Genomic DNA, 24,469 nt, shown 5'->3' on the forward strand with positions numbered 1-24,469 from the left:
TCGCTGTATCACAGGCCTGCGCCTGTATCTCTAAGTGCTCACACTGCGTAAACCTGAATTTGCCTGTAACCGGACAGGTAAGGTTTTTTGCATCCTAAAAAAAGCAATTCACTGATTTTATTTATCAGGGGATGGACTTTGCTTTTATTCCGGCGCTATCAGTTTCTCATTTGAGAAATTGAGGACCTGCTATTACCTGAAATAAAGAGATGAACATGTCTGAATTAAAAATTGCCGTAAGCCGTTCCTGCCCCGACTGCTTCTCAACGCAGCGTAATATTGTAAATGTGGATGAAACCCATTTTATTGACGTGGCGGCGGTCGTGTTATCGGTCAATGATATTGAACGAGGTAAACTCGAAGAAATTGACGCCACCGGCTACGGTATCCCGGTGTTTGTCGCGACCGAAAATGAAGAGCGCGTCCCGGCGGAATTCCTGCCGCGTATCTCGGGTGTTTTCGAGTGCCATGAAGCCCGTAGCGCCTATTATGGTCGGCAACTGGAAACCGCGGCGAGCCACTATGAAACGCAGTTACGTCCGCCGTTCTTCCGTGCGCTGGTCGATTACGTTAACCAGGGTAACAGCGCCTTTGACTGCCCCGGACACCAGGGCGGCGAGTTTTTCCGTCGCCATCCTGCTGGCAACCAGTTCGTTGAGTATTTTGGCGAAACGCTTTTCCGCGCCGATCTGTGCAACGCTGACGTGGCGATGGGCGACCTGCTGATCCACGAAGGCGCGCCGTGCGTCGCCCAGCAGCACGCGGCAAAAGTGTTTAACGCCGATAAAACTTATTTTGTGCTGAATGGAACGTCATCATCGAACAAAGTGGTGCTCAACGCGCTGCTGACGCCGGGTGACCTGGTGCTGTTCGATCGTAACAACCACAAGTCAAACCATCACGGCGCATTATTGCAGGCGGGCGCCACCCCGGTATATCTGGAGACCGCGCGTAACCCGTATGGTTTTATCGGTGGGATCGACGCCCACTGCTTTGAAGAGCGTTATCTGCGGGAACTGATCGGCGAAGTCGCGCCTCAGCGCGCCCGCGATGCGCGTCCGTTCCGCCTGGCGGTGATTCAGTTGGGTACCTACGACGGCACCATTTATAACACCCGTCAGGTGGTGGATAAGATTGGTCATCTGTGCGACTACATTCTGTTTGACTCCGCGTGGGTCGGCTATGAACAGTTTATTCCGATGATGGCGGACTGCTCACCGCTGCTGCTGGAACTGAACGAAAACGATCCGGGCATTCTGGTGACCCAGTCGGTGCATAAACAACAGGCTGGCTTCTCCCAGACCTCGCAGATCCATAAAAAAGACAGTCATATCAAGGGGCAGTCACGTTATGTGCCGCATAAGCGCATGAATAATGCCTTTATGATGCATGCCTCCACCAGCCCGTTTTATCCGCTGTTCGCAGCGCTGGATATCAACGCCAAAATGCACGAGGGCGCCAGCGGCCGCAATATGTGGATGGACTGCGTGGCGAACGGCATCGACGCCCGCAAGCTGATCCTTGAGAACTGTCAGTATATCCGTCCGTTTGTCCCGGAAACGGTGGACGGGAAACCGTGGCATGCCTGGCCAACGGCGACCATCGCCAGCGATCTGCGTTTCTTCCACTTTGTACCCGGCGAAAGCTGGCACGCGTTCGAAGGCTACGCAGAGCATCAGTATTTTGTCGACCCCTGCAAGCTGCTGTTAACCACCCCGGGCATTAATGCGCGGACCGGCGAATATGACGACTTTGGCGTTCCGGCCACCATTCTCGCCAACTTCCTGCGCGAAAACGGCGTCGTACCGGAAAAATGCGATCTCAACTCGATCCTGTTTCTGCTGACCCCGGCAGAAGACATGGCGAAATTGCAGCAGCTTGTCGCACTGCTGGTGCGTTTCGAAAAACTGCTGGCGTCCGACGCGCCGTTGGCCGACGTGCTGCCCTCCATCTACAAGCAGCATGAAGCACGCTACGCCGGATACAGCCTGCGCCAGCTGTGCCAGGAGATGCACGACCTGTACGCGCGCCACAACGTTAAGCAGTTGCAAAAAGAGATGTTCCGTAAAGCGCATTTCCCACGCGTCAGCATGAATCCGCAGGAGGCAAATTACGCCTATCTGCGCGGCGAGGTGGAACTGGTGCCGCTGCCGGAAGCCGAAGGCCGTATTGCCGCGGAAGGCGCGTTGCCTTACCCGCCGGGGGTGCTGTGCGTCGTGCCCGGCGAAGTCTGGGGCGGCGCGGTGCTGCGCTATTTCAGCGCGCTGGAAGAAGGGATCAACCTGCTGCCGGGCTTTGCGCCGGAGCTGCAGGGGGTCTACATCGAAGAATGTGATGGTCGTAAGCAGGTGTGGTGCTACGTGATCAAAGCGCGACAAGAGCATGACGGTCTGCTGAAAGGAGAAACATTATGAGTAAAGCCAAAGCCAACAAAATGGGCGTGATGCAGCTTACCATTCTGACGATGGTCAACATGATGGGCTCCGGGATCATCATGCTGCCGACCAAGCTGGCGGAGGTCGGCACCATTTCGATTATCTCCTGGCTGGTCACCGCTGTCGGATCCATGGCGCTGGCCTGGGCGTTCGCCAAGTGCGGGATGTTCAGCCGCAAATCTGGCGGCATGGGCGGCTACGCGGAGTATGCATTTGGCAAGTCCGGTAACTTTATGGCCAACTATACCTATGGGGTGTCGCTGTTAATCGCCAACGTGGCGATTGCCATTTCCGCGGTGGGCTACGGGACCGAGCTGTTCGGCGCGACGCTCACGCCGGTGCAGATTGGCCTCGCCACCATCGGCGTTCTGTGGATCTGTACGGTTGCCAACTTCGGCGGCGCGCGGATTACCGGGCAGATCAGCAGTATTACCGTCTGGGGGGTGATCATTCCGGTGGTTGGCCTGTGCATCATCGGCTGGTTCTGGTTCAGTCCGACGCTGTACGCGAACTCATGGAACCCGCATCACGTGCCGTTCTTTACCGCCGTCGGGTCGTCTATCGCCATGACGCTGTGGGCTTTCCTCGGCCTGGAGTCCGCCTGTGCTAACGCGGAAGTGGTGGATAACCCTGAACGCAACGTGCCGATAGCGGTTCTTGGCGGTACGCTTGGCGCAGCGGTGATTTACATTATCTCCACCAACGTGATTGCCGGGATTGTGCCGAACATGGACCTGGCCAACTCCACGGCCCCGTTTGGTCTGGCGTTTGCCCAGATGTTCACGCCGGAAGTGGGGAAAGTAATCATGGCGCTGATGATCATGTCCTGCTGCGGTTCCCTGTTGGGCTGGCAGTTCACCATCGCTCAGGTGTTTAAATCCTCTGCCGATGAAGGCTATTTCCCGAAAATTTTCTCGCGGGTGACTAAGGTCGATGCGCCGGTACAGGGGATGCTGACTATCGTGATTATTCAGAGCGGACTCTCGCTGATGACCATTAGCCCGTCGCTGAACAGCCAGTTTAATGTGCTGGTCAACCTGGCGGTGGTCACCAATATTATTCCGTATATCCTGTCGATGGCCGCGCTGGTGATTATTCAGCGGGTGGCGAACGTCCCGCCAGCGAAAGCGAAAATGGCAAACTTCGTGGCGTTTGTTGGCGCGATGTACAGCTTCTACGCGCTCTACTCGTCGGGGGAAGAAGCGATGCTGTATGGATCGATTGTCACCTTCCTCGGCTGGACGCTATACGGACTGGTATCGCCGCGCTTTGAGCTGAAGAATAAGCACGGGTAAGTTAGCCCCCATCCTGAGACAAAAAAGGCGCCTTACGGCGCCTTTTCATTTGTCGCTAACGCCTGACGCATCAGGCGTTTTTCAGCACTTCGCTGACGATTTCAACCGCTTCTTTTTCGATCTGCTTGCGATGTTCTTCGCCGAGGAAACTTTCGCAATAGATTTTATAGGCGTCTTCCGTACCGGATGGACGCGCGGCAAACCAGCCGTTTTCCGTCATCACTTTCAGACCGCCGATCGCCGCGCCGTTGCCCGGCGCCGCGGTCAGGCGCGCGGTGATCGGATCACCTGCCAGCGTGCTGGCGCTGACCATTTCCGGCGACAGCTTCGACAACGCAGCTTTTTGCGCAGAGGTTGCGCCCGCCTGCAGGCGGTTATAGCTTGGCGCGCCGAAACGCGCCGCCAGTTCGTTGTAGTGTTCCTGCGGGTTTTTACCGGTGACGGCGGTAATTTCCGCCGCCAGCAGGCACATGATGATCCCGTCTTTATCGGTGGACCACGGCGTACCGTCGAAACGCAGGAACGATGCGCCCGCGCTTTCTTCACCGCCAAAGCCAAAGCTACCGTCAAACAGGCCGTCAACAAACCATTTGAAGCCCACCGGCACTTCGACCAGTTTGCGGCCCAGATCGTTGACCACGCGGTCAATCATTGCCGAGGAAACCAGGGTTTTACCCACCGCCACCTCTTTGCCCCACTGCGGACGGTGCTGGAACAGATAATTGATAGCGACCGCCAGATAGTGGTTCGGGTTCATCAGCCCCGCCGGCGTGACGATACCGTGACGGTCATAGTCCGGGTCGTTGGCAAACGCCAGATCAAACTTATCACGTAGCGCCAGCAGGCCAGCCATCGCGCACTCCGAGGAGCAGTCCATGCGGATCGCGCCGTCTTTGTCCAGGTGCATAAAGCGGAAGGTCTGATCCACCTGATCGTTCACGAGGGTCAGGTTGAGCTTGTAATGCTCCGCAATACGCTTCCAGTATTCAATACCGGAACCGCCCAGCGGATCGACGCCCAGCGTCAGGCCCGCTTTCTGAATGGCGGCCATATCAACAATTTCCGCCAGCCCTTCCACAAACGGCTGCACCAGATCCTGCTCTTTGACGTGGCCAGACGCCATCGCCGCATCGAGAGAAATGCGCTTCACGCCCTTCAGACCGTCGGCCAGCAGCGCATTTGCGCGGTCTTCCACCACTTTCGTGACGTTGGTATCTGCCGGGCCGCCGTTCGGCGGGTTGTATTTGATGCCGCCGTCTTCCGGCGGGTTGTGAGACGGCGTGATGACAATACCGTCCGCCAACGCCCCCCCTTTTTTATTGTGAACCAGGATAGCGTTCGACACCGCAGGCGTCGGGGTAAAACCGTTGTTCTCCTGAACAATCACGTCGACACCGTTGGCCGCCAGCACTTCCAGCACCGAGATAAACGCCGGTTCGGACAGCGCGTGGGTATCTTTCCCCACATAGCAAGGGCCGGTGATACCGTTTTTCGCACGTTCTTCGGCGATAGCCTGGGCAATCGCCAGAATGTGCGGCTCGTTGAAGCTATGACGACCTGCACTGCCGCGGTGTCCGGAGGTACCGAACTTCACCGCGTGCTCGGCATTCCCTGCCTCGGGTTTCAGTACATAATATTGCGCCGTCAGTTGGGCGACGTTAATCAAATCACTTTGTTGCGCAGGTTGACCTGCACGGTTGTGGATTGCCATTGCCTGGTCCTTTTATGCAAGCATTAAATTGTTCCGCAAACCTTCTCAATCAATTCCGCCGGGAATTGCATTGACTGCATGATGTGTTCGACCATGCTGCATTTACGGCCGGTGTTGGTGTTCGTGATCACCCAGTACGGCGTGCCAGGCACATGTTTCGGCTTGGTCTGATTGCCGTTTTTCAGCAGCGTCTGTTCATCCGCCGCGAAATAGACGCGAGTGCGACCATGCAGCGAGTCGGTGGCATCGGCAAACGCCTGGTGATCCAGTGAGTAAAGTGTAGACAGCACCAGCATAAAGCGATTCACCGCTTTTTTCTGTTCCGCATATTCATCGGACAGCAGCAGCTCACGCATAGCGCGCACTTTGTCTTTGACGGGATTGACGGGTTTCACTTCTGCGCTCACAGGCTGCGCGGCGCGTGCCTCTTTTGTCGCCGACGCGACGGGCTGCGATGCGGCGGAAAACTTCAACATACGCCGTAAAATGTCGGACGCGCTCTCGCCGATATGCTTGGTGTGGCTGGCAATATAGCTGTAGAGTTCATCATCAACTTCAATCGTTTTCATCTTAATCCAGTGCGGTGTCATAACTGATCTGAATACAAATCGTTGGAATTATAGGAGCAAATCCCAACAGCGGATAGCGTCAAACCTGGCTGAACAAAAAACTCGGAGTAAACCGTATCAGTTGCAGCCCAGTGGCAGAATGGTCAACATAATACCCTAACCCGACAGAGCGAAAAAAAGAACTTTGCCATGAAATTGAATATCCGAGCGCAAACTGCACAAAACCTGCACAATAATTCTCCCATCGTCCTCGTTCACGGTCTGTTTGGCAGCCTGGACAATCTCGGCGTGCTGGCCCGCGAGCTGGTCAGCGATCACGATATCCTCCAGGTTGATATGCGTAACCACGGCCTCTCGCCCCGCGATCCGCTGATGACATATCCGGCGATGGCGCAGGATCTGCTCGACACTCTGGATGCGCAGCAGATCGAAAAAGCCACGTTTATTGGCCACTCGATGGGCGGCAAGGCGGTGATGGCCCTGACCGCGCTGGCTCCGGAACGCATCGATCGTCTGGTGGCGATCGACATCGCCCCGGTAGATTATAAGGTACGACGCCACGATGAGATTTTCGCGGCGATCAACGCCGTGACGGCGTCTCAGGCCACGACGCGCAAGGAGGCGGCTGCCGTCATGCGCGACCATCTCAGAGAAGAGGGCGTGATTCAGTTTCTGCTGAAGTCGTACGTTGACGGCGAATGGCGCTTTAACGTGCCGGTGCTGTGGGATCAGTATCCGCATATTGTCGGCTGGGAGCCGATTCCAGCCTGGGATCGCCCGGCGTTGTTTATCCCTGGCGGCAATTCCCCTTACGTCACCGAGACGTATCGCGACGACCTGCTCGCGCAATTCCCACAGGCGCGCGCGCATGTCATCGCGGGCGCAGGCCACTGGGTTCATGCCGAAAAACCTGACGCAGTGCTGCGCGCCATTCGTCGTTATCTGAACGACAGCGCAAACTGATTAAAAACTCAGCGTCCGCGCGCGATTGCGCGCGCGAACGTTGGCGTGCCCCATCCGCTGATGTATGATGGCGCGCTATCCATCCGGGCAGAGGCCTGGCTGATTGTTTCCCCGAAGTCACCAAAATCATGGCCAAAGAACAAACGGACCGTACGACATTAGATCTGTTCGCGCACGAGCGTCGCCCGGGACGACCTAAAACCAATCCGCTTTCACGCGATGAACAGCTGCGCATTAACAAGCGCAACCAGCTTAAACGCGACAAAGTTCGTGGCCTGAAACGTGTTGAACTTAAGCTCAACGCGGAAGCCGTCGACGCCCTGAATGAACTGGCGGAATCGCGCGACATCAGCCGCAGCGAGCTGATCGAAGAAATCCTGATGAGCCAACTGGCGACGTTGCGACGCCAGGGTTCAGTCTGAAACCCGCACAATTTATCACTATCATGTAGCAGGGAGTGCACTCGCGTGCGTTTGCTATTTCCGCATACCTGACTGTTCTGCTATGATTGCCCTTATCTGTGGGCAATTTGCCCCCACCATTTCAATAAGTTTCAAGAGGTTACTTTACTCATGGCAATCACTGGCATTTTTTTCGGCAGCGACACCGGGAACACCGAAAATATCGCAAAAATGATTCAAAAACAGCTTGGTAAAGATGTTGCCGACGTGCATGACATTGCAAAAAGCAGCAAAGAAGATCTTGAAGGCTATGACATCCTGCTGCTTGGTATCCCGACCTGGTACTATGGCGAAGCGCAGTGTGACTGGGACGACTTCTTCCCGACTCTGGAAGAGATTGATTTCAACGGTAAGCTGGTGGCGCTGTTCGGCTGCGGCGACCAGGAAGATTACGCGGAATATTTCTGCGACGCGTTAGGTACTATCCGCGACATCATTGAGCCGCGTGGCGCGACCATCGTCGGTCACTGGCCGACCGCGGGTTATCATTTTGAAGCGTCGAAAGGCCTGGCCGATGACGATCACTTTGTCGGTCTGGCCATTGACGAAGATCGCCAGCCAGAACTGACCGCCGAGCGCGTTGAGAAATGGGTTAAGCAGATTTCTGAAGAACTGCACCTGGATGAAATCATCAACGCCTGATGACCGTGCGGCGCAAAGACCATTTGCGCCGCATCAATAGACAAAACCAATCAAAATAATTGCTACAAATTTGTAACTTTCTTGCCCATCCCTGTACAATGTGCGGGAGTTATTAGGTGGCGCTCTCATTTCCAGGCAATACCACGTTTTTATTAACATTTGCCCGAGGCTTGCAGTTTTCATTTAAGGATGGCAGTCCTATAATGAGAGGCATTATCTCGAATGCAATTTCTGTCACTTCTCGTATGAAGTGAATCGTTTAGCAACAGGACAGATTCCGCATGACTGACAACAATACCGCATTAAAGAAGGCTGGCCTGAAAGTAACGCTTCCACGTTTAAAGATTCTGGAAGTGCTTCAGGAACCGGATAACCATCACGTCAGTGCGGAAGATTTATACAAACGACTGATCGACATGGGTGAAGAAATTGGTCTGGCGACCGTCTATCGCGTGCTGAACCAGTTTGATGACGCCGGTATCGTAACCCGCCACAATTTTGAAGGCGGCAAATCCGTTTTTGAGCTGACCCAGCAGCATCATCACGATCACCTTATTTGCCTCGATTGTGGCAAAGTGATTGAATTTAGTGATGATTCGATTGAAGCCCGTCAGCGTGAGATTGCGGCGAAGCACGGTATTCGTTTAACGAACCACAGCCTCTATCTCTATGGCCATTGCGCCGAAGGCGACTGCCGCGAAGATGAACACGCGCACGACGGCAAATAATTTTACGCTTGATGAAAGCCAGCCTGCGGGCTGGCTTTTTTGTGGGCGCGATCCCGCCGTTTTCCTTCCCTCCCCGCCCGTGTTGTTTTAATGTAAAAATTCCCTTCCCTGACCTGTCCGGAGAATCGAAATGGAACTTCGCCAGTTACGTTATTTTGTTCGTATTGTTGAAACCGGCAGCATGGGTAGCGCCGCGCTGGATCTCGACATTGGCGTCTCGGCGCTGAGCCAACAAATGACACGTCTGGAAAGTGAACTCGCCATCCGCCTGCTGCAACGAACGTCGCGCGGCGTCACGCCCACTAACGCGGGGCTGGCCTTTTATTCTCAGGCGCAACTGGCGCTACGGCATGCCGACGACGCCATTCTTGCTGCGCGTGAGGCGCGGTTATCCGGCCACGTTAGCGTCGGTATGGCGCCCAGTACGGCATCGGTGTTGGGCATTCCGTTTATTAACGCCATGCGGGAAAGCTACGCTGACGTGCGGCTGCACGTCGTGGAGAGTCTCTCCGGCAATCTTGAGCGGATGATTAACACCCGCCAGCTTGATTTAGCGGTCGTCTTTCAGAAAGAGAAGATCCTGCGCTGGAGCGCGAAGCCGGTTCTGGAAGAGCGGCTGTTTCTGATCGGCCCCCACCCCCTGCTGGCTATATTCCCTGAAGACAACATCATGCCTGCTCAACTGGCGAATATTCCCCTCGTGATGCCCAGTCAGGGCCACGGTCTGCGCGGCAGACTGGAGGCTATCGCACAAGAGCACGCGCTGCAGGTTGATATCGTTGCGGAAATTGACGGTCTGACGCTACTGATGCGGGCGGTCCGCGACGGTCTGGGCGCCACCCTACAACCTGGCGCGGCGATTTCCCGACTGGACCAGGACGACCTGCGCGTGATCGGCGTCCATAATCCGGTCCTCAGCCGTCCCAACTTTCTGGTCAGTTTATCGGATGACGAACTGACCCCGGCGGGGCTGGCAGCTCGCGTCGTGCTGGGTAAAGTGATGCGTGAACTGGTTGAGGCTGACCGCTGGCCAGGCGCCACCCTTTACGTTAACTAAAGAGGGTTTTAGCAGTACCTCATAGCGCCCCTACAACCCATGCGTATACATTTTCATTACAAATTTAACATTTGTTAAAGCGTAATGGAGTCTACGATGGTTGATGTTCTGGTGATTGGCGGCGGCAATGCCGCGCTGTGTGCCGCCTTAACCGCCCGGGAGGCCGGTGCGTCGGTGCTGCTGCTGGAAGCGGCGCCGCGCGAATGGCGCGGTGGCAATTCACAGCACACCCGTAATTTGCGCTGTATGCATGATGCGCCGCAGGATGTGCTGGTCGACCGTTATCCCGAAGAAGAGTACTGGCAGGATCTCTGGCGGGTAACGGAAGGCAATACCAACGAAGCGCTGGCACGACTGGTGATCCGCACCTCTTCGCAGTGCCGTGACTGGATGCGCAAACACGGTGTGAATTTTCAGCCACCGTTATCAGGCGCACTGCACGTTGCGCGTACGAACGCCTTTTTCATGGGCGGCGGCAAGGCACTGGTCAACGCCTATTATCGCAGCGCGGAGGCGCTCGGCGTCACCATCCGCTATAACACGCCGGTACAGGCGCTGCAGTTACATGACGGCGAGTTTGTCGCCGCGCTGGCGGGCGATGAACGCATCGAGGCCAGAACCTGTGTACTCGCCGCTGGCGGTTTCGAGTCCAATCGCGAATGGCTACGGGAAGCCTGGGGACAAAACGCGCGTGGGGAATGGCCCGCCGATAATTTTCTCATCCGCGGCACCCGCTTTAATCAGGGTGTCCTGCTTAAATTTATGATCGATGCCGGCGCCGACATCATTGGCGATCCATCCCAGTCGCACTGCGTGGCGATTGATGCCCGCGCGCCACTGTATGACGGCGGGATCTGCACGCGAGTGGACTGCGTCTCTTTAGGCGTGGTGGTCAACCGCGACGCAGCGCGTTTTTATGACGAAGGCGAAGATTTCTGGCCGAAACGCTATGCCATCTGGGGGCGTCTGGTCGCCCAACAGCCGGGGCAAATTGGTTATTCCATTATCGACAGCAAAGCCATTGGTCACTTTATGCCACCGGTATTCCCCGGCGCGCAGGCCAATACGCTGGAAGAGCTGGCCTGCCAACTGGGGCTGGATGCACAACGTTTTAGCGCTACCGTCAGGCAATACAACCAGGCCTGCCAGCCTGGACACTTTGATCACACCGTCCTGGATAACTGCGCCACCAGCGGGTTAACGCCGCCGAAAACGCACTGGGCACGCCCTCTCGATACGCCGCCTTATTACGGCTACGCCCTGCGGCCAGGGATCACGTTTACTTACCTCGGCCTGAAAGTGAACGAGCGCGCGGCGGTGCATTTCGCCGGAAAACCCAGTCGTACCCTGTTTGTCGCCGGAGAAATGATGGCGGGCAATGTGCTGGGCAAAGGCTATACCGCTGGCGTTGGCATGTCGATTGGCACCACGTTTGGCTGCATTGCCGGTAAAGAAGCCGCCCAGGCCGCACGTAAGGAGGCGCACCATGAAGCAGCTTGAGAAATTAATTATTGAGGCACAAATCATTACCGAACCGGAAGCCGAAGTGGAACGGGTGATGCAGGTTTGTAACGCCTGCCGCTACTGCGAAGGCTTTTGCGCCGTCTTTCCGGCGATGACTCAACGTCTTGAGTTTGGCAAAGCGGACATCAACTACCTGGCTAACCTGTGCCATAACTGCGGCGCCTGTCTGCACGCCTGTCAGTACGCGCCCCCTCATGAGTTCGCCATTAACGTACCGAAAGCGATGGCGGAAGTGCGCCTCGAAACCTATCAGCATTATGCCCGGCCCGCCGCGTTTGGCGCGTTGTATCGCCGGGCGGGCATGACCGTCGCGCTAACGCTGGTCTTTGCGCTGATTTTCTTCCTGTTGTTGGCGATGAGTCTGAAAGGCTCCTTGCTGCACCCGCCGCTGGCTGGCGACTTCTACCAGATATTCCCGCATAACCTGCTGGCCTGGATGTTTGGTTCCGTCTTTATTCTGGCGATGGGGTTGTTGATGGCTGGCGTGATCCGCTTCTGGCGTGAGATCTCCCCCGGCGCGCCGCAGCCCGTGGAGATTGCCGAAGCGACGCACAATGCCCTGACGCTGAAGTACCTCGACGGCGGACACGGCAAAGGGTGTAACGAAGCCGATGATGCCTTTACATTGCTGCGCCGTCGCTTCCATCACTTTACCTTCTACGGTTTTATGCTCTGCTTCGCCGCCACCATGGTGGCGACCGGCTATCACTATTTTGCCGGGTGGGAAGCCCCTTATCCGTTTTTCAGCGTGCCGGTGCTCCTCGGCACCCTCGGGGGGATAGGTCTGATTATCGGTCCTGCGGGTTTGCTGTGGCTGAACGTAAAGCGCTCGCCGCTGCACGGTGACGCGCGACAAAAACCGATGGATCGCGGTTTTATTTTGCTGTTGCTGTTGACCAGCCTGACAGGGCTGGGACTGCTGGCAGGGAGGGATTCCACGTGGATGGGCGTTCTGCTTGCTGTCCATCTTGGCGTGGTAATGGCGCTCTTTTTAACCCTCCCGTACGGAAAATTTGCCCACGGATTTTACCGCTGCGCTTCGTTACTCAAATGGGCTATCGAGAAGCGGCGCGGAAAACAGGCGGGGGTCGCAGGCGACTGACCCGCAACATCTTACCTCAATAACTATTACGATAAGACAGTGGAGAGCAATCCCATGAGCCAACAACCATCGCGCGCCGGCACGTTCGGCGCAATACTGCGGGTAACCAGCGGTAATTTTCTTGAGCAGTTCGACTTTTTTCTGTTTGGTTTTTACGCCACTTATATTGCGAAAACGTTTTTCCCGGCAGAAAGCGAATTCGCCTCTTTAATGCTCACGTTTGCCGTCTTCGGCTCCGGCTTTTTGATGCGTCCCGTCGGGGCGATTGTGCTGGGTTCGTATATCGACAGAATTGGCCGCCGTAAAGGGTTAATGGTAACGCTGGCGGTCATGGGTTGCGGTACGCTGCTGATCGCCCTCGTGCCTGGCTACCAGACCATTGGCGTACTGGCGCCAGTGCTGGTGCTGCTGGGCCGACTGTTGCAGGGATTTTCCGCCGGCGTGGAGCTGGGCGGCGTTTCCGTTTATCTTTCAGAGATCGCCACGCCGGGCAATAAAGGTTTCTATACCAGCTGGCAGTCGGCCAGCCAACAGGTGGCGATTGTGGTGGCTGCGCTGATCGGCTACGGTCTGAACGTCACGCTCGGGCACGATGAAATCTCTGAATGGGGCTGGCGCATTCCGTTCTTTATTGGCTGCATGATCATTCCGCTCATTTTTGTACTGCGCCGTTCGCTACAAGAAACCGAAGCCTTTATCCAGCGTAAGCACCGCCCCGATACCCGGGAAATACTGACCACCATTGCGAAAAACTGGCGCATTGTCACCGCTGGTACGCTGTTGGTGGCAATGACCACCACCACTTTTTATTTTATTACCGTTTATACGCCCACCTACGGCCGTGCCGTTCTGCATCTGAGCGCGCGTGACAGCCTGATAGTCACCATGCTGGTCGGGATTTCTAACTTTATCTGGCTGCCTATTGGCGGCGCGATCTCCGATAAAATCGGCCGTCGTCCGGTGTTGATGGGGATTACTCTGCTTGCGCTCATCACGACCTGGCCGGTGATGCACTGGCTGACCGCCGCGCCGGATTTCACCCGTATGACTCTGGTGCTGCTGTGGTTCTCGTTCTTTTTTGGCATGTATAACGGCGCGATGGTCGCCGCGCTGACCGAAGTGATGCCGGTCTACGTACGAACGGTGGGGTTTTCGCTGGCGTTCAGCCTTGCGACGGCCATTTTTGGGGGGCTGACTCCCGCAATTTCTACCGCGTTGGTTGAGATGACCGGTGATAAAAGTTCGCCAGGATGGTGGCTGATGTGCGCAGCGCTATGTGGTTTCGCCGCGACGGCTATGCTGTTTGTTCGCCTGAGCCGCAGTTACCACCCCGTGGAGAATTAAGCCAGAAAACAGGGGCGGAGACCCTCTCCGCCCCCTGGGTTATTTGGCGCTATTGTTGCTGCGGATTTCCTGCCAGATCTTGTCACAATCGGCTTTTACCGCCTGATCGTTACCGGTACGCGTCGCCTGTATGCACTGCTGGTAATCCAGTACGCGAACGCTTTCCTGACGGGTAAACTGCTCGTGCTGTTTCTCTTTCTTCAGCACCGCTAAAACGCTCTGGCAGGCTTCGATTTTTTCTGGCGATCCCTGCGCTGTATTGATGCAGGCGCTGTACGCCTCTTTCAGACGGCTGTCTTCTTTTGGCGCCGTCGTCGTTGTGCAGGCCACCAGTCCCGAAGCCATCACGGCGATGAGTATCAGTTTTTTCATAGAACAGTCCTCAACGGTGCGGCAGGCGCATGGCCCGCCGCGTATGGGCATTAGAAGATGGTGAACGGGGCAATGACGATAAATTTCACGTCACGCTCATCCTGGAAGATGTTGCCGTAACCACCGCCCCAGCTTGGGATGTTGGAGTGGTTGTCATACTCAGTGAAGTGCAGTTTAAACATGGTGCCTTTGGCGCGTCCGTCCTGCAGGGTATAGACCGCATCCAGACTGTAAGATGATTCCTCGATAGTGCGGTTTTTGTCGTAGTACGCATCAGGATTGCTCTGCCAGGTGGACGGCTTCGCATCCCAGGCATACACATAAGACGCCCCCACTGCCCAACCTGGCAGGTTCCAGTTTTTCAGGTCATACATCGCGCCGAAGAAGACCGCTTTTTCGCCGTTGGCGTTGAAGTCAGAACGGTTATCCCACCAGATATCCAGACGACCGTTGGAGGAAGCATAAGTCGGGGTCATACGCTGCAGGAAGTAACCCTGCTGCCCTTCCGCTTTCACCCAGGTGCCTTCCAGTCGCAGGTCAACCACTTCCGCGACCTTGTAGCCGAAGGTTAACGCCTGCAGCCAGGCCGTACCGTCGTAAATATCGTTTGTGCTACGGTCATCCACTTTGTCACGCGCACCGTAGAACTGGTAGCTGGTCGTCAGCGGGTTGCCGCCTAAATCAAACTTATAGCTGGCTTTCGCGAAGTACTGATCGACATAGCCTTCAGACTGTCCAAATGCCGCTTCCAGCACCAGGTCGTTTTTGAAATCATATTTCGCGCCGACGGAATGAAGGTAATCGACCTTAGTCTTTTTATCGGCCTGATAGAATTTGTCGACCTCGGTGTGCCACGGCGCTTTGTATTCGTTGGCCCACATATAGGAGAAGCTCAGCGCGCCCGCATCGCCGTAGTCAAAGTTCGCCCCGGCTTCGGCTCCCTGATAGGTACCCGGCATAAAGCTCCAGTGCGGTGCTAACAGCGTTTGTCCGGTTGGCTGAATATACCCCGCGCGCGCCCAGGCGGGGCCATACTTAAATTTCGCCGCCGCTTTATACAGGCTTACTCCGCTTTTATCGCCCGAGTAATCTTCGTCGTAGCCTTTATTCTTTTTCGAGAAGGCAATTTCGTTGGGGTGACCGCTGTCGCCGTTTTCCGCCATTTCGATAGCGGTGAAGGCCGCGATATCGAGACCAAACATATCAGCCGCGTAGCCGGACTGGAAATCCAGGTTGGCGTTCCAGGTCGCATGAGAAAGGTTCGTTTTATATTTGTCTTCGTCGGTAACGTCTTTACGATCGCGCTCGCGCTGCCAGTAATAGATCCCGCCCGTCAGGGTGGAGTCATCAAAAAAACCTTCGGCATGAGCGTGTGGAACAACAACCAAGCCCGACATTGCTGTGATACCGGCGATAGCCAGCGCCAGCGCACTACGTTTGCCACTGAACGTACGCATGTGTTAATCCTCTTTGACGTTTTAAAGTGCTGTCGCCAACGGCTAACAGCCAAAAAATAAAAGTGAAAAGTAGCATTGAGAAAGACCTCGCTGACTACAATGAATAGACTATTTTTCGCGACGCGAATTATCAATACCTTTCTGTAACGAGAATGTAAGAGTATGAGCAACCGCACATATTTCATCGCGTTCTGTTACATTTCATTCATTTGATCAAAAAAGCGGAATATCAGAAAAAATTACTTGTTTTCCAGAAAGATGAAATCGGTTACATCACGATAAGCATTGATGAAATCAATTTGTTATGTAAAAAGATTTGTTAAGCAGAATATTTAAGAAACGATAATTAATTCGCTTCGAAAAAAGAGAGTTGAGGGCAAAAAAAAACGCCGCTGAACGCGGCGTTTGAAAGACAAGTTGCGACTTATTCTCCGACTTTCGCCCAGGTGTCACGCAGGCCGACGGTACGGTTAAAGACCAGTTTCTCGGCGGTAGCATAACGGCTGTCCAGACAAAAGTACCCTTCGCGCTCAAACTGAAACGCTTTACCGGCGACCGCCTCTTTCAGCGATGGTTCGGCATAACCCTGTTTGATAACCAGCGATTCCGGATTCATTACGGACAGGAAATCTTCCGCCGCGCCAGGGTTCGGCACGCTGAACAGACGATCGTAGAGACGAATTTCAACCGGCAGCGCATGCGCCGCGCTCACCCAGTGAATCACGCCCTTCACTTTACGGCCATCTGCCGGATCTTTGCTAAGGGTATCGGCGTCGTAGGTACAGAAGATGGTGGTGATAGTGCCTTCGGCATCTTTTTCCACGCGCTCAGCTTTCACCACGTAGGCGTTACGCAGGCGTACTTCTTTCCCCATGACCAGACGCTTGTACTGCTTGTTCGCTTCTTCACGGAAGTCCGCGCGGTCAATCCAGATCTCGCCGCTGAACGGCACTTGACGACTGCCCATTTCCGGTTTGTTCGGATGATTCGGCATCGTGACCTGTTCGCTCTCGCCCTGCGGGTAGTTTTCGATCACCAGTTTCACCGGATCGATTACCGCCATCGCGCGCGGCGCGTTTTCATTAAGATCTTCGCGAATGCAGGATTCGAGCGACGCCATCTCAATGGTGTTGTCCTGCTTGGTCACGCCGATACGTTTGCAAAACTCGCGAATCGCGGCAGCGGTATAACCACGGCGGCGAAGACCGGAAATGGTCGGCATACGCGGGTCGTCCCAACCTTCCACATGCTTGTCGGTCACCAGCAGGTTCAGCTTACGCTTGGACATCACCGTGTATTCCAGATTCAGGCGCGAGAATTCATACTGACGCGGGTGAACCGGAATCGTGATGTTGTCCAGCACCCAGTCGTACAGGCGACGGTTGTCCTGGAATTCTAGCGTACACAGCGAGTGGGTAATACCTTCCAGCGCATCGCTGATGCAGTGGGTGAAGTCGTACATCGGATAGATGCACCACTTGGTGCCGGTCTGGTGATGCTCCGCGAACTTAATACGGTACAGCACCGGATCGCGCATCACGATGAACGGCGACGCCATGTCGATTTTCGCGCGCAGGCAGGCTTTGCCTTCTTCGAAACCGCCGGTACGCATTTTTTCGAACAGCGCGAGGTTTTCGTCCACGCTGCGATCGCGGAACGGGCTGTTCTTACCCGGCTGAGTCAGGGTGCCGCGGTATTCGCGGATCTGCTCTGGCGTCAGTTCATCAACGTAAGCCAGACCTTTGGTGATCAGCTCAACCGCGTAGGCATGCAGCTGATCGAAGTAATCGGAGGAGTAGCGAACCTCGCCAGACCAGTGAAAACCTAACCACTCAACGTCGTTTTTGATCGAATCAACGTACTCGATATCTTCTTTTACCGGGTTAGTGTCATCGAAACGCAGGTTGCACTGGCCCTGATAATCTTGCGCGATGCCAAAGTTCAGGCAAATGGATTTCGCGTGGCCAATGTGCAGATAGCCATTTGGCTCCGGCGGAAAACGGGTATGTACCGTGGTGTGCTTACCACTGGCCAGATCTTCATCGATGATCTGACGAATAAAGTTACTCGGGCGGGCTTCAGCCTCACTCATCGTGGATTCCTCAAAGCGTAAACAACGTATAACGGCATATGATCTTATAAGCCGGACAGACTGACAACCTTTAGTTACGCAAAATACGTCTCAAACGAAAATATGGGGACCATTTGCTGCAAAAAAAAGCGGCGAAGGTTTGCCTCCGCCGCTTAAGGTCGCTGTGATGTTGTCGGAACCCGGTTTTTGCTTTATCCGACCCGGACCTTTTTATTTACCTTTGATTTCATACAGTGGGGTTTGACCCGCCACGACGTGACCTTCGGCTTTCACTACCAGTGCGCTGAAGTCGTCGATGTTGCTGCACACCACCGGACTTATCATGGAGCGCGCGTTCGCGTTCAGATAGTCCAGATCCATTTCCAGGATCGGCTGGCCTGCGGTCACTTCTGCCCCTTCTTCAACCAGGCGTTTAAAGCCCTGGCCATTCAGCGCAACGGTATCGATCCCCATGTGGACCACGATTTCCGCGCCTTTCTCTGTTTCCAGGCAGAATGCGTGGTTGGTATTGAAGATTTTCACGATGGTTCCCGCTGCCGGAGAAACCACGGTTTTGTCCGTCGGTTTAACCGCCACGCCGTCACCGACCGCTTTGCTGGCGAACGCCTCGTCAGGTACCTGATCTAACGCCACCACGTCACCGGTAATCGGGGAAACCAGTTCAGCAATGGTCACCGCATTGGGTACCGCCTGCGGCTTCTGGGCCGGGGTTGCTGTTGCCGCAGGCGCGGCATCCGCCGAGGCTGCGGCAACCGGACCACGCGCAACGACTTTTTTCATCGCGTCGCCAATGGATTCTGCTTTCGCCCCGACAATAACCTGAATGGTTTGTTTGTTCAGTTTCACCACGCCGGACGCGCCCAGGCGTTTACACATTGCATCGCTCACCCTGGCGGAGTCGCCAACGGTCAGACGCAGACGGGTGATACAGGCATCAATGGCTTTCAGGTTATCCGTACCGCCGACCGCTGCGATGTAGCTGGTCGCCAGTTGCGTCAGACCTTCTTCCGTATTGCTGTTCGCTTCTTCAGTCACCACCTCGTCTTCTTTATCTTCGCGGCCCGGCGTTTTCAGGTTAAACATACGAATAACCGCGCTGAACAACAGGAAGTAAATGACGAAGAACGCCAGCCCCATAACCAGCAGCATCCAGACGTTCTGGCTCGCCGCGGGCAGGCTGTACATCAACACATAGTCGATAGCGCCCGCAGAGAACGAGAAGCCCGCGTGGATCCCCAATAGCGTGGCGATAAACAGGCTGATGCCGGTCAGAATCGCGTGCAGGAGATACAGCAGCGGCGCAAGGAACATAAACAGGAATTCCAGCGGCTCAGTCACGCCGGTCAGGAACGCGGTGATGGCGACGGACAGCAGCATACCGCCTACCATCGGACGACGCGCTTTCGGGGCAGCGAAGTACATCGCCAGTGCCGCGCCCGGCAGACCAAACATCATGATCGGGAAGAAGCCGGACATGAACATCCCGGCAGTGCCGTCACCCGCGTAGAAGCGGTTGATATCGCCGTGGAAAACGGTACCGGCAGCGTTGGTGAATTCACCAATCTGGAACCAGGCGATGGTGTTCAGCACCTGATGCAGACCGGTTGGGATCAGCAGACGGTTGATGAAACCAAAAATACCGGAGCCGAGCGCGCCTGCGGACACGATCCATTCACCGCCAGCATGAATAGCATGCTGAACCGGCGGCCAGACGTAGCCGAAAATCGCCGCCAGAACCAGGCAGAAAAAGCCCGTAGCAATCGGCACAAAGCGTTTGCCGCCGAAGAAGCTCAGGAAGTCAGGCAGCTTGATATCCGCCCAACGGTTGTAGACAGCGCCGCCCACCAGGCCGGTAATGATACCCGCCAGCACACCCATGTTGATTTCCGGGTTGATGGTGACCATCGCTTTAGTCAGTACGAAATAACCGACCGCCCCTGCCAGCGCTGCCGCACCCGCGCTGTCTTTGGACCAGCTGGATGCCACACCGATGGCGAAGATCAGCGCGAGGTTATCAAAAATCGCCCCACCCGCCTGCGCGATAAAGGCGACGTTCAGTAAATCTGGTTGGCCGAATCGCAGCAACAGCGCCGCCACCGGCAGCACCGCGATAGGGAGCTGTAACGCCCTACCCAGTCGCTGGAAAAAACCTAGAATGTTCATCTTATTCCCCCTACGAGACCCCGATATGGCCATTCAGGCCGTATTTTTATGTGTGTAGCTCAACTTCTCAGCGTGATGTTCCGGCAAATACGTTGTTAGATCATCTCCTGCAAGAGTGTGTGAAAATTTAATTCGTATCGCAAATTAAAAGCGTGTTTTTTGTGAGTACAGTCACCAAATATCGTTATTATCTCTCCCTGTCACTGGCTAACTTTGAAAACTTATTTTATCATTCAAAAAATCAAGACGGATTGACTCCAATCGCGACAGACCAGGTTACGCTTTAAGGTGCACAGACGCGCAATCCGCCAACGGCTTACATTTACTTTCTGAGGTGAAGAATGAGACTGATTCCCCTGACTACCGCTGAACAAGTCGGCAAATGGGCTGCCCGCCATATCGTTAACCGTATCAATGCGTTCAAACCGACAGCCGATCGTCCGTTTGTGCTGGGTCTGCCGACGGGCGGCACGCCAATGACCGCTTACAAAGCCTTAGTGGAAATGCACAAAGCGGGCCAGGTCAGCTTCAAACATGTGGTGACGTTCAATATGGACGAATATGTCGGCCTGCCAAAGGAACATCCGGAAAGCTACCACAGCTTCATGCACCGTAATTTCTTTGATCACGTTGATATTCCAGCAGAAAACATCAACCTGCTCAATGGTAACGCGCCAGATATTGACGCGGAATGCCGTCAATATGAAGAAAAAATCCGTTCTTACGGTAAAATCCACCTGTTTATGGGCGGCGTCGGTAACGACGGTCATATCGCATTTAACGAACCGGCTTCTTCCCTGGCTTCCCGTACCCGTATTAAAACCCTGACCCACGATACGCGCGTGGCAAACTCCCGTTTCTTCGACGGTGATGTGGATCAGGTGCCTAAATATGCGCTGACCGTTGGCGTGGGGACTTTGCTGGATGCCGAAGAAGTGATGATTCTGGTGCTGGGCCATCAGAAAGCCCAGGCTCTGCAGGCCGCCGTTGAAGGCAACGTCAACCACATGTGGACCATCAGTTGCCTGCAGCTGCACCCGAAAGCCGTGGTGGTCTGCGATGAGCCGTCAACGATGGAACTGAAAGTTAAGACGCTGAAATATTTCAACGAGTTAGAAGCCGAAAATATTAAAGGTCTGTAATGTTGTCTCCGCCCTGCCACTGCGTTCAGGGCGGCATATTTTTGAAATCGGGGGTCGGAATGTATGCTTTAACCCAGGGTCGGATCTTTACCGGCCACGAAATTCTTGATGACCATGCGATTGTTGTCGCCAATGGCCTGATTGACAGCGTTTGTCCGGTGGCGAAACTGCCGCACGGGATCGAACAACGTTCACTGAACGGGGCCATTCTTTCCCCCGGTTTTATCGACGTTCAGCTTAACGGCTGCGGCGGCGTACAGTTCAACGATACCGCAGACGCCGTTACCGTTGAAACGCTGGAAATCATGCAGAAAGCCAACGAGAAATCGGGCTGCACCAACTATCTGCCAACGCTGATCACCACCAGCGACGAACTGATGAAGCAAGGCATTCGCGTTATGCGTGAATACCTGGCGAAACACCCGAACCAGGCGCTGGGTCTCCATCTGGAAGGCCCGTGGCTGAATCTGGTTAAAAAAGGCACCCACAACCCGAACTTTGTTCGTCAGCCGGACGCTGCGCTGGTGGACTACCTGTGCGATAATGCCGACGTCATCACCAAAGTTACGCTGGCGCCGGAAATGGTGCCTGCTGAAGTCATCAGCAAACTGGCGAATGCCGGCATCGTGGTTTCTGCCGGACACTCTAACGCCACGCTTAAAGAAGCCAAAGCCGGTTTCCGCGCAGGTATCCGCTTTGCCACGCACCTGTTTAACGCTATGCCGTACATTACCGGCCGTGAACCGGGTCTGGCGGGGGCTGTTCTCGACGATGCGGACATTTATTGCGGCGTGATTGCCGACGGCCTACACGTTGACTATGCCAATATCCGCAACGCCAAACGTCTTAAAGGCGATAAGCTGTGTCTGGTAACGGATGCGACAGCGCCCGCAGGTGCGAATATTGAACAGTTCATTTTTGCTGGTAAAACAATATACTACCGCAATGGATTGTGTGTGGATGAAAACGGTACGCTAAGCGGTTCATCGTTAACCATGATCGAAGGCGTGCGTAACCTGGTTGAGCACTGCGGCATTGCGCTCGACGAAGTGCTGCGCATGGCGACGCTCTATCCGGCGCGCGCGATTGGCGTAGAAAAACAGCTCGGCAGCATCGCGCCGGGTAAAGTGGCGAACCTGACCGCGTTTACCCACGACTTTAAAATCATCAAGACCATCGTTAATGGTAACGAGGTCGTTACTGAGTAAGAGAAAGTATGACACCAGGCGGACAAGCTCAAATAGGTAATGTTGATCTCGTAAAACAGCTTAACAGCGCGGCCGTTTACCGCCTGATTGACCAGCATGGGCCAATCTCGCGGATTCAGATTGCCGAACAAAGCCAGCTTGCTCCCGCCAGCGTAACCAAAATTACGCGTCAACTGATTGAACGCGGGCTGATCAAAGAAGTCGATCAGCAGGCCTCCACCGGGGGCCGCCGCGCGATCTCTATTGTTACCGAAACCCGCGGTTTCCACGCCATCGGCGTACGTCTGGGACGCCATGACGCGACCATTACCCTGTTCGATCTCAGCAGTAAAGTGTTGGCGGAGGAGCATTACCCGCTGCCCGAACGTACTCAGGAGACGCTGGAACATGCGTTGCTCAATGCAATTTCAGCCTTTATTGACGGCAACCAGCGCAAAATTCGCGAACTGATCGCCATTTCGGTGATCCTGCCGGGCCTTGTCGATCCGGAAAGCGGCATGATTCATTACATGCCGCATATTCAGGTTGAAAACTGGGGACTGGTCGATGCGCTGGAAACCCGTTTTCGCGTCACCTGTTTTGTCGGTCACGACATTCGCAGCCTCGCGCTGGCAGAGCACTATTTCGGCGCAAGCCAGGACTGTGAAGACTCCATTCTGGTGCGCGTGCACCGCGGCACCGGCGCCGGGATCATCTCTAATGGCCGAATTTTCATTGGCCGTAACGGCAACGTCGGCGAGATCGGCCACATTCAGGTTGAGCCGCTGGGCGAGCGTTGCCACTGCGGCAACTTCGGCTGTCTGGAGACCATTGCGGCTAACGCCGCGATCGAACACCGTGTGCAAAACCTGCTCAAACAGGGCTATCAGAGCCGTGTTTCGCTAAATGACTGCAACATCAAAACCATCTGTAAAGCGGCAAACAAAGGCGACAGCCTGGCCTCGGAAGTGATCGAGCACGTAGGGCGACATTTGGGCAAAACTATCGCCATTGCCATTAACCTGTTTAATCCGCAGAAGATTGTGATTGCCGGTGAAATTACCGAAGCGGATAAAGTCCTGTTGCCCGCAATCGAAAGCTGCATCAATACGCAGGCGCTGAAGGCGTTTCGCCAGAATCTGCCAGTGGTGCGCTCTACGCTGGATCATCGCTCCGCTATCGGCGCATTCGCCCTTGTGAAGCGCGCCATGCTGAACGGCATTTTGCTCCAGCATTTGCTGGAAAACTGATGCGCTTTTATAGTATCGGATTCATAACCATTTCCCTGGGTAGTTCATGACCATTAAAAATGTCATTTGTGATATCGATGGCGTGCTGATGCACGATAACGTCGCCGTCCCCGGCGCAGCAGAATTTCTGACCGGCATTATTGAAAAAGGTCTGCCGCTGGTGCTGTTGACCAATTACCCGTCGCAAACCGGGCAGGATCTGGCGAACCGCTTCGCCACCGCCGGCGTCAATGTCCCTGACAGCGTGTTTTATACCTCAGCCATGGCCACCGCCGACTTCCTGCGTCGTCAGGAAGGGAAAAAGGCTTACGTGGTGGGCGAAGGGGCGCTGATCCACGAACTGTATAAAGCCGGGTTCACCATCACCGACGTCAACCCGGATTTTGTGATTGTGGGCGAAACCCGTTCCTATAACTGGGACATGATGCATAAAGCGGCATACTTCGTGGCGAACGGCGCACGCTTTATCGCCACCAATCCGGACACCCACGGTCGCGGTTTTTACCCGGCCTGCGGCGCCCTGTGCGCCGGTATTGAGAAAATTTCCGGACGTAAGCCGTTCTACGTCGGCAAACCCAGCCCGTGGATCATTCGCGCCGCGCTGAACAAAATGCAGGCGCACTCAGAAGAGACGGTGATTGTCGGTGACAATCTACGCACCGACATTCTTGCCGGATTCCAGGCGGGACTTGAAACCATCCTGGTGCTTTCCGGCGTTTCTACGCTTGATGATATTGACAGTATGCCGTTCCGTCCGAGCTGGATTTACCCCTCCGTCGCCGAGATCGACGTTATTTAACGCCAACCGTTGCCTGATGACGTTTCGCTTATCAGGCCTACGGTCAAGCCACGCCGTATCTAATAAAATCACCTAAAAATTGTCGATTCATTAATAAATCCGTTCATTACGTACTCTTTTTTCATCATTCCATAATCGCTGTTGCGTTTTTTCTTTTTTACCCGGCAAAAGTATTG

20 protein-coding genes and 1 pseudogene are annotated in these 24,469 nt (G+C 55.0%); 15 read left to right on the plus strand and 6 right to left on the minus strand.

The window, feature by feature from the left end:
* Positions 1 to 215: 215 nt before the first annotated feature.
* Together speF and potE are read left to right on the plus strand one after the other, a co-directional pair.
* Positions 216 to 2,414 carry an ornithine decarboxylase SpeF gene (gene speF / locus JY391_RS14935; RefSeq protein ID WP_211934536.1) on the plus strand — a complete coding sequence of 733 codons (2,199 nt, stop codon included), beginning with the start codon at positions 216 to 218 and terminating at the stop codon, positions 2,412 to 2,414.
* Positions 2,411 to 3,730, plus strand: a complete 1,320-nt coding sequence (gene potE / locus JY391_RS14940; RefSeq protein WP_211934537.1) for a putrescine-ornithine antiporter — start codon at positions 2,411 to 2,413, stop codon at positions 3,728 to 3,730. The genes speF and potE overlap by 4 nt, the downstream gene beginning before the upstream one ends.
* Positions 3,731 to 3,800: 70 nt before the next feature.
* Here the strand turns inward: potE and pgm are convergent, their stop codons facing one another.
* Both pgm and seqA read right to left on the minus strand, forming a co-directional pair.
* Positions 3,801 to 5,441: a phosphoglucomutase (alpha-D-glucose-1,6-bisphosphate-dependent) gene (gene pgm, locus JY391_RS14945; RefSeq protein WP_060568893.1), complete on the minus strand. Its 1,641-nt coding sequence runs from the start codon at positions 5,439 to 5,441 to the stop codon at positions 3,801 to 3,803.
* Between the two features lie 23 nt (positions 5,442 to 5,464).
* On the minus strand, positions 5,465 to 6,010 hold the full coding sequence (seqA, locus tag JY391_RS14950; RefSeq protein ID WP_042285411.1) for a replication initiation negative regulator SeqA: 546 nt from the start codon (positions 6,008 to 6,010) through the stop codon (positions 5,465 to 5,467).
* Between the two features lie 189 nt (positions 6,011 to 6,199).
* Here seqA and ybfF point away from each other — a divergent pair, with 189 nt between their 5' ends.
* The 9 genes and pseudogenes from ybfF to JY391_RS14990 all read left to right on the plus strand — a co-directional run bounded on the left by ybfF (position 6,200) and on the right by JY391_RS14990 (position 13,831).
* A complete protein-coding gene (gene ybfF / locus JY391_RS14955; RefSeq protein WP_211934538.1) occupies positions 6,200 to 6,973 on the plus strand; it encodes an esterase in 774 nt (257 codons plus the stop codon).
* A gap of 128 nt (positions 6,974 to 7,101) precedes the next feature.
* Positions 7,102 to 7,395 (plus strand): LexA regulated protein, encoded by a 294-nt coding sequence (ybfE, locus tag JY391_RS14960; RefSeq protein WP_042285416.1) that lies wholly within the window; start codon positions 7,102 to 7,104, stop codon positions 7,393 to 7,395.
* Positions 7,396 to 7,545: 150 nt separating this feature from the next.
* On the plus strand, positions 7,546 to 8,076 hold the full coding sequence (gene fldA, locus JY391_RS14965; protein ID WP_042285419.1) for a flavodoxin FldA: 531 nt from the start codon (positions 7,546 to 7,548) through the stop codon (positions 8,074 to 8,076).
* A gap of 203 nt (positions 8,077 to 8,279) precedes the next feature.
* A pseudogene (locus JY391_RS23995) lies at positions 8,280 to 8,365 on the plus strand (fur leader peptide).
* Positions 8,358 to 8,804 (plus strand): ferric iron uptake transcriptional regulator, encoded by a 447-nt coding sequence (gene fur, locus JY391_RS14970; protein ID WP_042285420.1) that lies wholly within the window; start codon positions 8,358 to 8,360, stop codon positions 8,802 to 8,804. The pseudogene JY391_RS23995 and the gene fur overlap by 8 nt, the downstream one beginning before the upstream one ends.
* A gap of 130 nt (positions 8,805 to 8,934) precedes the next feature.
* The gene (gene tcuR, locus JY391_RS14975; RefSeq protein WP_042285423.1) at positions 8,935 to 9,861 is read left to right on the plus strand and encodes a tricarballylate utilization LysR family transcriptional regulator TcuR; all 927 of its coding nucleotides are present in this window, start codon (positions 8,935 to 8,937) and stop codon (positions 9,859 to 9,861) included.
* Positions 9,862 to 9,957: 96 nt separating this feature from the next.
* The gene (gene tcuA / locus JY391_RS14980; RefSeq protein WP_211934539.1) at positions 9,958 to 11,361 is read left to right on the plus strand and encodes an FAD-dependent tricarballylate dehydrogenase TcuA; all 1,404 of its coding nucleotides are present in this window, start codon (positions 9,958 to 9,960) and stop codon (positions 11,359 to 11,361) included.
* Positions 11,348 to 12,487: a tricarballylate utilization 4Fe-4S protein TcuB gene (gene tcuB / locus JY391_RS14985; protein WP_211934540.1), complete on the plus strand. Its 1,140-nt coding sequence runs from the start codon at positions 11,348 to 11,350 to the stop codon at positions 12,485 to 12,487. The genes tcuA and tcuB overlap by 14 nt, the downstream gene beginning before the upstream one ends.
* Positions 12,488 to 12,541: 54 nt before the next feature.
* Complete coding sequence (locus JY391_RS14990) at positions 12,542 to 13,831, plus strand: MFS transporter (protein WP_211934541.1); 1,290 nt, start codon at positions 12,542 to 12,544, stop codon at positions 13,829 to 13,831.
* A gap of 39 nt (positions 13,832 to 13,870) precedes the next feature.
* Here JY391_RS14990 and JY391_RS14995 read toward each other — a convergent pair whose 3' ends face one another.
* The 4 genes from JY391_RS14995 to nagE all read right to left on the minus strand — a co-directional run bounded on the left by JY391_RS14995 (position 13,871) and on the right by nagE (position 19,915).
* The gene (locus JY391_RS14995; RefSeq protein ID WP_042285432.1) at positions 13,871 to 14,203 is read right to left on the minus strand and encodes a ChiQ/YbfN family lipoprotein; all 333 of its coding nucleotides are present in this window, start codon (positions 14,201 to 14,203) and stop codon (positions 13,871 to 13,873) included.
* Positions 14,204 to 14,253: 50 nt separating this feature from the next.
* On the minus strand, positions 14,254 to 15,660 hold the full coding sequence (gene chiP / locus JY391_RS15000) for a chitoporin ChiP (RefSeq protein ID WP_042285435.1): 1,407 nt from the start codon (positions 15,658 to 15,660) through the stop codon (positions 14,254 to 14,256).
* A 424-nt stretch (positions 15,661 to 16,084) separates the two neighbouring features.
* Entirely contained in the window at positions 16,085 to 17,752 is a 1,668-nt protein-coding gene (gene glnS, locus JY391_RS15005) for a glutamine--tRNA ligase (protein ID WP_042285437.1), read from the minus strand.
* Positions 17,753 to 17,962: 210 nt separating this feature from the next.
* Complete coding sequence (gene nagE, locus JY391_RS15010) at positions 17,963 to 19,915, minus strand: PTS N-acetyl glucosamine transporter subunit IIABC (RefSeq protein WP_060568899.1); 1,953 nt, start codon at positions 19,913 to 19,915, stop codon at positions 17,963 to 17,965.
* A gap of 341 nt (positions 19,916 to 20,256) precedes the next feature.
* On the opposite strand from nagE, the gene nagB reads away from it, so the two are divergent.
* From nagB to nagD, 4 genes are read left to right on the plus strand one after another with little or no spacing between them, the layout of a single operon-like run.
* Positions 20,257 to 21,057 carry a glucosamine-6-phosphate deaminase gene (nagB, locus tag JY391_RS15015; RefSeq protein ID WP_042285441.1) on the plus strand — a complete coding sequence of 267 codons (801 nt, stop codon included), beginning with the start codon at positions 20,257 to 20,259 and terminating at the stop codon, positions 21,055 to 21,057.
* A 59-nt stretch (positions 21,058 to 21,116) separates the two neighbouring features.
* The gene (nagA, locus tag JY391_RS15020; protein WP_211934542.1) at positions 21,117 to 22,265 is read left to right on the plus strand and encodes an N-acetylglucosamine-6-phosphate deacetylase; all 1,149 of its coding nucleotides are present in this window, start codon (positions 21,117 to 21,119) and stop codon (positions 22,263 to 22,265) included.
* An 8-nt stretch (positions 22,266 to 22,273) separates the two neighbouring features.
* Positions 22,274 to 23,494 (plus strand): DNA-binding transcriptional regulator NagC, encoded by a 1,221-nt coding sequence (gene nagC / locus JY391_RS15025; RefSeq protein WP_042285445.1) that lies wholly within the window; start codon positions 22,274 to 22,276, stop codon positions 23,492 to 23,494.
* 46 nt (positions 23,495 to 23,540) lie between these two features.
* Positions 23,541 to 24,293: a ribonucleotide monophosphatase NagD gene (gene nagD, locus JY391_RS15030; protein WP_042285447.1), complete on the plus strand. Its 753-nt coding sequence runs from the start codon at positions 23,541 to 23,543 to the stop codon at positions 24,291 to 24,293.
* Positions 24,294 to 24,469 lie beyond the last annotated feature (176 nt).

This window comes from Citrobacter sedlakii (assembly GCF_018128425.1).
GTDB classification, from domain to species: domain Bacteria; phylum Pseudomonadota; class Gammaproteobacteria; order Enterobacterales; family Enterobacteriaceae; genus Citrobacter_A; species Citrobacter_A sedlakii.